At 72.0% G+C, this 7,616-nt stretch carries 8 protein-coding genes and 1 pseudogene; 7 read left to right on the top strand and 2 right to left on the bottom strand.

The genetic code is table 11. The features are described from left to right. Positions 1-187: 187 nt before the first annotated feature. On the bottom strand, positions 188-1,159 hold the full coding sequence (trxA, locus tag QQK43_RS22195) for a thioredoxin (protein WP_234267509.1): 972 nt from the start codon (positions 1,157-1,159) through the stop codon (positions 188-190). A 126-nt stretch (positions 1,160-1,285) separates the two neighbouring features. Between trxA and purE the strand changes: the two genes are divergently transcribed. From purE to QQK43_RS22215, 4 genes are all read left to right on the top strand, one after another. After that, positions 1,286-1,774, top strand: coding sequence for a 5-(carboxyamino)imidazole ribonucleotide mutase (purE, locus tag QQK43_RS22200; RefSeq protein ID WP_234267510.1), 489 nt, complete (start codon positions 1,286-1,288; stop codon positions 1,772-1,774). Between the two features lie 4 nt (positions 1,775-1,778). Next, positions 1,779-3,014, top strand: a complete 1,236-nt coding sequence (locus QQK43_RS22205) for a 5-(carboxyamino)imidazole ribonucleotide synthase (RefSeq protein WP_284309499.1) — start codon at positions 1,779-1,781, stop codon at positions 3,012-3,014. 16 nt (positions 3,015-3,030) lie between these two features. Next, positions 3,031-4,035 (top strand): L-threonylcarbamoyladenylate synthase, encoded by a 1,005-nt coding sequence (locus QQK43_RS22210; protein WP_370465337.1) that lies wholly within the window; start codon positions 3,031-3,033, stop codon positions 4,033-4,035. 160 nt (positions 4,036-4,195) lie between these two features. Further along, a complete protein-coding gene (locus QQK43_RS22215) occupies positions 4,196-4,429 on the top strand; it encodes a hypothetical protein (RefSeq protein ID WP_234267513.1) in 234 nt (77 codons plus the stop codon). A 30-nt stretch (positions 4,430-4,459) separates the two neighbouring features. Here QQK43_RS22215 and dacB read toward each other — a convergent pair whose 3' ends face one another. Beyond that, a complete protein-coding gene (gene dacB, locus QQK43_RS22220; protein ID WP_284309501.1) occupies positions 4,460-5,968 on the bottom strand; it encodes a D-alanyl-D-alanine carboxypeptidase/D-alanyl-D-alanine endopeptidase in 1,509 nt (502 codons plus the stop codon). Between the two features lie 80 nt (positions 5,969-6,048). Here dacB and tsaB point away from each other — a divergent pair, with 80 nt between their 5' ends. From tsaB to QQK43_RS22235, 3 genes and pseudogenes are all read left to right on the top strand, one after another. Beyond that, positions 6,049-6,816, top strand: coding sequence for a tRNA (adenosine(37)-N6)-threonylcarbamoyltransferase complex dimerization subunit type 1 TsaB (gene tsaB, locus QQK43_RS22225; RefSeq protein ID WP_284309502.1), 768 nt, complete (start codon positions 6,049-6,051; stop codon positions 6,814-6,816). Between the two features lie 98 nt (positions 6,817-6,914). Further along, positions 6,915-7,421, top strand: a complete 507-nt coding sequence (gene rimI / locus QQK43_RS22230) for a ribosomal protein S18-alanine N-acetyltransferase (RefSeq protein WP_284309503.1) — start codon at positions 6,915-6,917, stop codon at positions 7,419-7,421. Next, a pseudogene (locus tag QQK43_RS22235) lies at positions 7,418-7,616 on the top strand (hypothetical protein); the annotation flags it as partial. The gene rimI and the pseudogene QQK43_RS22235, both read left to right, overlap by 4 nt.

Here is a 7,616-nt window from a genome sequence, read left to right on the forward strand (position 1 = left end):
GCCTACTACAACGCCCGCAGGCCTCACTCGGCACTGGGCTACAAGCCTCCAGCATCCCGGCTCTCCGGGAACAACCTATTGCAACTCAACAGCTAGCTCGCTTGTCCAGGCGCATCACGGAACTGGCTTTGCCCGTTCGCAGGCGCGGCGCCGCTTCCGGGGGAAGCGACGGCGCCGCGCAGGGGGATCAGTTCAGCGCCATGCTCAGCTTGCGGCGGTACTGCGACACCATTTGCGCCTGCGGGTCTTCCTGCACCACGGACTGGCCCGCCAGCTCGATACCGCCCGCGCTCTTGCCGGCGGCGGCCGGGTCGGCCTTGGGCTGAGGCGGGGTCATGAGTTCCAGCAGGCCGATGTAGGTCTTGCGCGGGGCTTCGTCGGCCCACTTCTTGTCGCGCATGATGATTTCCAGCAGTTCGTCGAGTGCCGCCGGCCACTCGCCCATGGCGATGAGCACGCGGCTCTTGGCGAAGCGGGTGTCGAAGTCGCGCTTGTTCTGGCCGATGAGGTCGTCGAACTGTTCCAGCGGCCACTGGCCGCGCGGGTCGGTGCCCACGAATTCGAGCGCGTTGAGCCACTGGGCCAGGGCCTCGAAGCGCAGCGACACGGGGATGCGCGCCAGCGCCGGGGCCAGGGCGGCGGCGGCCTGCTCGAACAGCCCGTGGCTGATCGACTGCTTGATCAGTTCGAAGCGCAGATCGTCGTTGTCCGGCGCCTGGGCCACGGCATGGGCCAGCTTTTCCAGGGCCGAGACGGCGTCGGTGTCGCCCTCGGCGCCTTCGGCCAGCATCTGCTGGGCTTCGTCGGCCTCGGCCAGGGCCGCCAGCTCTTCTTCGCTGGGCAGGTGCTTGTCGAGGAAGGCCTTGACCTGGCCCTCGGGCACGGCGCCCATGAAGCCGTCGACCGGCTGGCCGCCGATCAGCAGCACGCAGGTCGGGATGCTGCGGATGCCGAAGGCGGCGGCGAGCTGCTGCTCCTGATCGGAATCGATTTTGACCAGCTTGAAGCGGCCCTGGTACTCGGTTTCGAGCTTTTCGAGCAGCGGTCCGATGACCTTGCAGGGGCCGCACCAGGGGGCCCAGAAGTCCACCAGCACGGGGGTGTGCATGGAGGCTTCGATGACCTCGGCTTCGAAGTTGGCGATGGTGACGTTGATCATGGCGTGTCGGCGGGCGGGGATGCCCGCGGTCGCAAAACGTAAAATCCGCACTTTACCGGAGCGCCGACGTTCGCGCGCCACCCCCGATTGGCCGCCCCTTGCCGGGCCCCGCAGAAAGCCCTTTCCATGAGCCAGCCCCAGGTCGGCGTCGTCATGGGTTCCAGCAGCGACTGGGACACCATGCAGCACGCCGTGCAGATCCTTCAAGACTTCGGCATCGCGCACGAGGCGCGCGTGGTCTCGGCGCACCGCATGCCCGACGACATGTTTGCCTACGCCGAGGCCGCCGCCGGCCGGGGCCTGCAGGCCATCATCGCCGGTGCCGGCGGCGCGGCGCACCTGCCGGGCATGCTCGCCGCCAAGACGGTGGTGCCGGTGCTGGGCGTGCCGGTGCAGTCCAAGGCGCTGTCGGGCGTGGATTCGCTGCATTCCATCGTGCAGATGCCCAAGGGGGTGCCGGTGGCCACCTTCGCCATCGGTGCCGCCGGGGCCGCCAACGCGGCGCTGTTCGCCGTGGCCCTGCTGGCCAATCAGGATCCGGTGCTGCGCCAGAAACTGGAAACTTTCCGAGCCGCGCAGACCGAAGCCGCGCGCGCCATGACCCTGCCCGTCTGACCCCATGAGCCTCACCCCCTTGTTGCCCGGCGCGCTGAACGACCGTGGCCAGTCCATGACCCTGGGCGTGATGGGCGGCGGCCAGCTCGGCCGCATGTTCGTGCAGGCCGCGCAGGCCATGGGTTACGTCACCGTGGTGCTCGACGCCGACCCGGCCAGCCCGGCCGGCCTGATCGCGCACCACCACATCCGCACCGGTTACGAAGACCCGCAGGGTCTGGCCGAACTGGCGCAGCGCTGTGACGCCATCACCACCGAATTCGAAAACGTGCCCGCCGCCGCGCTGCGCACACTGGCCGCGCAGCGCCCGGTGGCGCCCTCGGCCGACTGCGTCGCCGTGGCGCAGGACCGCATCGCCGAAAAGGCGCACTTCAGCCAGTGCGCGGCCATCAGCGGTGTGCACCCCGCGCCCAACGCCACCATCGAAACCGCCGGGCAACTGGCGGCGGTGGCCGACAACCTGCTGCCCGGCATCCTCAAGACCGCGCGTCTGGGTTACGACGGCAAGGGCCAGATCCGCGTGAAGACCCGTGCCGAGCTGGCTGCCGCGTGGGAACAGCTCGGCCGCGTGGCCTGTGTGCTGGAAAAAATGCTGCCGCTGCAGAGCGAGTGTTCGGTGCTGGTGGCGCGCGGCGCCGACGGCCAGGTGGCCGTCTTCCCGGTGCAGAATAACACCCACCACGACGGCATCCTGGCGATCACCGAGGTGCACGAGGGCGCGGTGCCGGTCGATCTGGCCGCGCGCGCGCAGGCCTCCACCGTCGCCATCGCCAACCACCTGGGCTATGTGGGCGTGCTCTGCGTCGAGTATTTCGTGGTCGACAACGGCCGGGGTGGCAGCGATCTGGTCGTCAACGAGATGGCGCCGCGCCCGCACAACAGCGGCCACTACACGCAGAACGCCTGCGACGTTTCGCAGTTCGAGGCGCAGGTGCGTGCGCTGGCCGGCCTGCCGCTGCCCACGCCGCGCGCGCACAGCCCGGCGCTGATGGTCAACCTGCTGGGCGACCTCTGGTTTCAACCCAACGGCGTGCGCGCCGAGGCCAGCGAGCAACCGGTGTCGCCGCCCTGGGCGCAGGTGCTGGCGCTGCCGGGCACGAACCTGCACCTGTACGGCAAGCTCAGCGCCCGCCCGGGCCGCAAGATGGGCCACCTGAACATCACCGGCGCCACGCTGGCAAAGGTGCGCGGCACCGCGGCGCAGGTGCTCACGCTGCTCGGTCTTCCCGCGCTGGATTGATCGTCTCGCCATGCCCCTGACCCTGAACGCCAGCGGCCCGGTGGCCATCGAGCAGGCCGCGTTGCGCCTGGCTGCGGGCGGCCTGGTCGGCATGCCGACCGAGACGGTGTACGGCCTGGCGGCCGACGCCGGCAACGCCAGCGCGGTGAACGGCATCTTCACCGCCAAGGGCCGGCCCAGCGACCACCCGCTGATCGTGCACATCCCTCCGGCTGAAGGTGGCGACTGGCGCGCGGCGGTGGCACCGCTGGCGCACAGCGTGCCCGACGTGGCCGTGGCGCTGATGCAGGCCTTCTGGCCCGGTCCGCTGACGCTGATCCTGCCGCGCCGGCCCGAGGTTGCCGCGGTGGCGGCCGGCGGCCAGGATTCGGTGGGCGTGCGCTGCCCGGTACACCCGGTGGCGCAGGCGCTGCTGAAGGCGGCCCGCGCGCACGGCGTGCTGGGCGTGGCCGCACCCAGCGCCAACCGTTTCGGGCGCGTCAGCCCGACCAGCGCCGCGCACGTGGCCGAGGAATTCGCCGATCTGGGCGACGATCAGCTGCTCATCCTCGATGGCGGTGTCTGCCCGGTGGGCATCGAATCGACCATCGTGGACTGCTCGCGGGGCGTGCCGGTGCTGCTGCGCCCCGGCATGCTCACCCCGGCGCAGATCGAGGCCGCCTGCGGTCAGCCACTGCGCGAGCGCGACGCCACCGCGCCGCGCGCCTCGGGCACGCTTGAATCGCACTATGCGCCGCGCGCCAAGGTGCGGCTGATGGAGGCCCGGCCCCTGCAGGCCGCGCTGGAGGTGCTGGGCGCCGACGCGAAGCACATCGCGGTGTATGCGCGCGCGCGTCTGAAAGCGGCCCCGGGGGTGGCGGTGCGCCGCATGCCGGCCGATGCCGCTGCCTGTGCCCACGAGCTGTTTGCCGTGCTGCGCGAGCTGGACGCCACCGGTGTCCGCCTCATCTGGGTGGAGACGCCCCCCGGGGACACGGCCTGGGACGGTGTGCGCGACCGCCTGCAGCGCGCGGCCGCCTGACCACCGCCTGTCGCCCTGAGCGACCTTCGGGGTGCCGGACACCCCGCCCGGGACTCAAGAATGGCCCACCGTTGCCGAAGAGAAGGGCGGGATGGAGGGTGCTGCGCCCGGGTGGGCGGGTGCCTGCGCCGGCTCCCATCTCTTGAACGTCTCCAGTGCCATGAAAAACAACCAGTTTGTCCATTCCCGCCAGTCCGATGCCCTGGTGATCAACGACGACACCGTACACCAGTACTACAACACGGTGCAGTCCGACGTCGGCTCCGACCGGCTGCTCGACGACGCGCTGGACCGCCGCCGCGAACGCGGACTGGCGCAGCGCCGCCGCCAGCCCTGGCTGTGGGTTGGCGCGGTGGCCGCGATCGCTGTGGCGCTGGTGGTGCTGCTCGCCTGACAGCTTTCGCAACGGGGTTCGGGCGGCCGCTCAGTGGGCGGCGCTGGCCGTCCACTCCAGCAAGGCGTCCAGGGCCGGGCGCCCGGCCCCCGCGTTCGGGTGGTTGATGATGCCCACCACCGCATACCGCTGCCCATCCTGGGCCTGCACATAACCGGCGATGCCGGTCACGTCGCGCAGCGTGCCCGTCTTCACCCGCGCATTGCCGCGTGCGGCGCTGCCGGGCCCCTGGGCCAGCCGGGCGGCCGTGCCGTTCACGCCGGCGATGGCCAGCGACTGCACAAACGTCTGGCCGTTCGGGTTGTTGGCTGCGTGGCGCAGCAATTGCGCCAGCGACTCGGGGGTGATGCGTTCGTCGCGCGAGAGGCCCGAACCGTTGTTGAGCACCGGCGCCGAGTATTTGAGGCCGAAGGTGTTGACCCACCAGGTGCGCAGCACTTCGCGCGAACGCTCGAACCGGCCCGGCCGGATCGGTTGCAAGGGGCCACGCGGTGCGGTGGCGCTGTCCAGGCGCGGGGGCGCCAGCCGGCCCAGGGTCAGGAACACCTGCTGGGCCATCACGTTGTTGCTCCACTGGTTGACGTCGGTGATGATGTCCGACAGGGGCAGCGAGCGCGCTTCGTGCAGCAGGCGCACCCCGGGCGGTGTGGCGCCGGTGCGCACCTTGCCGGTGATCAGCCCGCCGCTGGCCCGCCACAGGCCTTCGAGCGCGCGCGCGGCGTAGGAGGCCGGGTCCTGGTAGGCCACGGGCCAGATGCGCTCGCCGCAGCCCGGCGGGTAGCGGCCCTCGAAGCGGATGGCGTTCGGGTTGTCGAAGCGGCCCTGCAGGTCGCCGCGCCAGTCGCCGCAGCCCTTGCCCCGCGCCAGCGGCACGGTGGCGTCGATGGCCAGGCCGGCCAGGGGCGGTTCGCTGCTGACGCGTGCCACGCCGGCCTGGGCATCGGGCGTGAAGCGCAGGATCACCGACTTGAAATTCACCAGCAGGGCGTCGGGCGCGGCGTTGTAGGGCCGCAGCCCTTCGCCGTCGAAGGCCGCCGGGTCGTGGTGCGGGTCGATTTCGAAGGCCGAGTGGTCCAGCACCATGTCGCCCAGGATCACCTGCACGCCCTGGCCCTGCAGCGCGGCGAAGGCCGCCTGGATGCGTTCCAGCACGAACTTGGGGTCGCCGCTGCCGCGCACATAGAGGTTGCCGCGCAGCGCCCCGGCCTCGACCCGGGCGTCGGTGTAGAAGCGCGTGTCCCAGGTGTAGTCGGGGCCGAGCAGGTCGACGGCGGCGTAAGTGGTCACCAACTTCATGACCGAGGCTGGGTTGACGGGCACCTCGGCCCGGTGGCTCAGCCGCACCGGGCCCCCGTCCAGCGGGGCCACCACTGCCGACAGCGCCGAAGGCGGTACGCCCGCGCGCTGCAGCGCGGCCAGCACCGGCGGGGGCAGGGTGTCCACCGACACCGGCCGTTGCGCGCAGGCGGGCAGGGTCGTGGCCGCCAGCCAGGCCAGGCAGAGGGTGCGGAGTCGGGTGGCGAGGCGGAGCGGAGGCATGGCGCCATTATCGAACCGGGGGCCGGGCAGGCGGCGCTCACCCCCTGGCCGATAATCGCCGGATGACTGTTTCGCCCGCCCTGCGCCTTCTGGCCATCGAATCCAGCACCGACACCTTGTCGGTGGCCGTGGGCACAGGCGGCCCGGGCGCGGTGCCCGCCAGCTACGCCGGCGCCGGCGCTGCCCAGGCGTCCACCACCCTGCTGCCGGCGGCCCAGACGCTGCTGGCGCAGGCGGGCTGGGCCCTGTCCACCCTGGACGCCGTGGTGTTCGGGCGCGGGCCGGGCGCGTTCACCGGGCTGCGCACGGCGTGTGCGGTGGCCCAGGGCCTGGCCTACGGCGCCCGCGCCGGGCAACCCGATGCGCCAGGTCTGCCCGTGCTGCCGGTGGACACGCTGCTGGCGCTGGCCGAAGAGGCCCGCTGGCAGCGCAGCCAGATTGCGGACGCGCCGCCGCTGACCCTGGTGGCGGCCCTGCTGGACGCCCGCATGGACGAGATCTACGCCGCGCTGTATGCCGTGGACGGCGAGCAACTGCGGGCCATCGCCGCGCCGGTTCTGGTGGCCCCCGAGGCCCTCGGGGACTGGCTGGCCGGGCACGGTGCTCCGGCTTCCGGTCAGGGCCTGTGGCTGGCCGGCAATGCGCTGGCGGCGTATGGCGAGCGGTTGCAGGCCGTGCCGGGCGAGCGGCTGGTGGTGCTGCCCACGGCCGGTGCGCTGCTGCGGCTGGCGCCCGGCCTGCTGACCCAGGGGCTGGCGGTGCCCGCGGCGCAGGCGCTGCCGCTGTATGTGCGCGACAAGGTGGCCCGGACCACCGAGGAGCGCGAGCGCGCAGGAGCCCAGCGGTGAGCGCTGCGCCGGACACCGGCACCCCTGCCGCCTGGTGGCCGGGCCAGCAGACGCTGCCGACCGCCCCGGTGGCCGACCGCCGCATCGCGTTCGTGCCGATGACGTTGGCCGACCTCGATGCCGTGCACGAGGTGGAAAAGCGCGCCTATCCCCACCCCTGGACCCCCAAGCACTTTCGCGACTCCCTGCAGGCGGGCTACCCGGTGGTCATGCTGCTGGGGCAGGCCTTGCCAGGGGAGATGCCGTCGCCGGCGCGGTCGGATGGTCGGGTGCTGCTCGGTTACCTGGTGGCGATGCCCGGGGTCGATGAAGTGCACCTGCTGAACATCACCGTGGCCCCGGCGTTCCAGCGCCAGGGCTGGGGCCGTTTCCTGCTCGACGCCCTGGTGCTGTGGTCGCGCGGCCAGCGCGCCCAGTGGCTGTGGCTGGAGGTCCGCCAGAGCAACCAGCCGGCACGCCACCTTTATGAGCGCTACGGTTTCACCGCGGTGGGCGTGCGCAAGGGCTATTACCCGGCCGGGCACCTGGCGCGCGAGGACGCGGTGGTCATGAGCCTGGACCTGCGCACCCCCGGTGCGGTGCAGCCCGGTGGGGAGGGCGCATGAGCGACGACGGTTCGCCGGTTTTCGACACCTCTTTCGTGCCGCAGCTCGATGCCCGGCAGCGCGCCATGCTGGCCGAAATGGGCGTGCGGGTCTGGGCGCCCAAGCCCCCCGCGCCGGGCGCTGCCGCCGCGGTGCCAGCGCCTGTGGCCGACGCCACTCCGGCACCGGCCGTGCCCGCAACCGCACCGTCGGCGC

This window comes from Hydrogenophaga electricum, assembly GCF_030160815.1.
GTDB classification, from domain to species: Bacteria; Pseudomonadota; Gammaproteobacteria; order Burkholderiales; family Burkholderiaceae_C; genus Hydrogenophaga; species Hydrogenophaga electricum.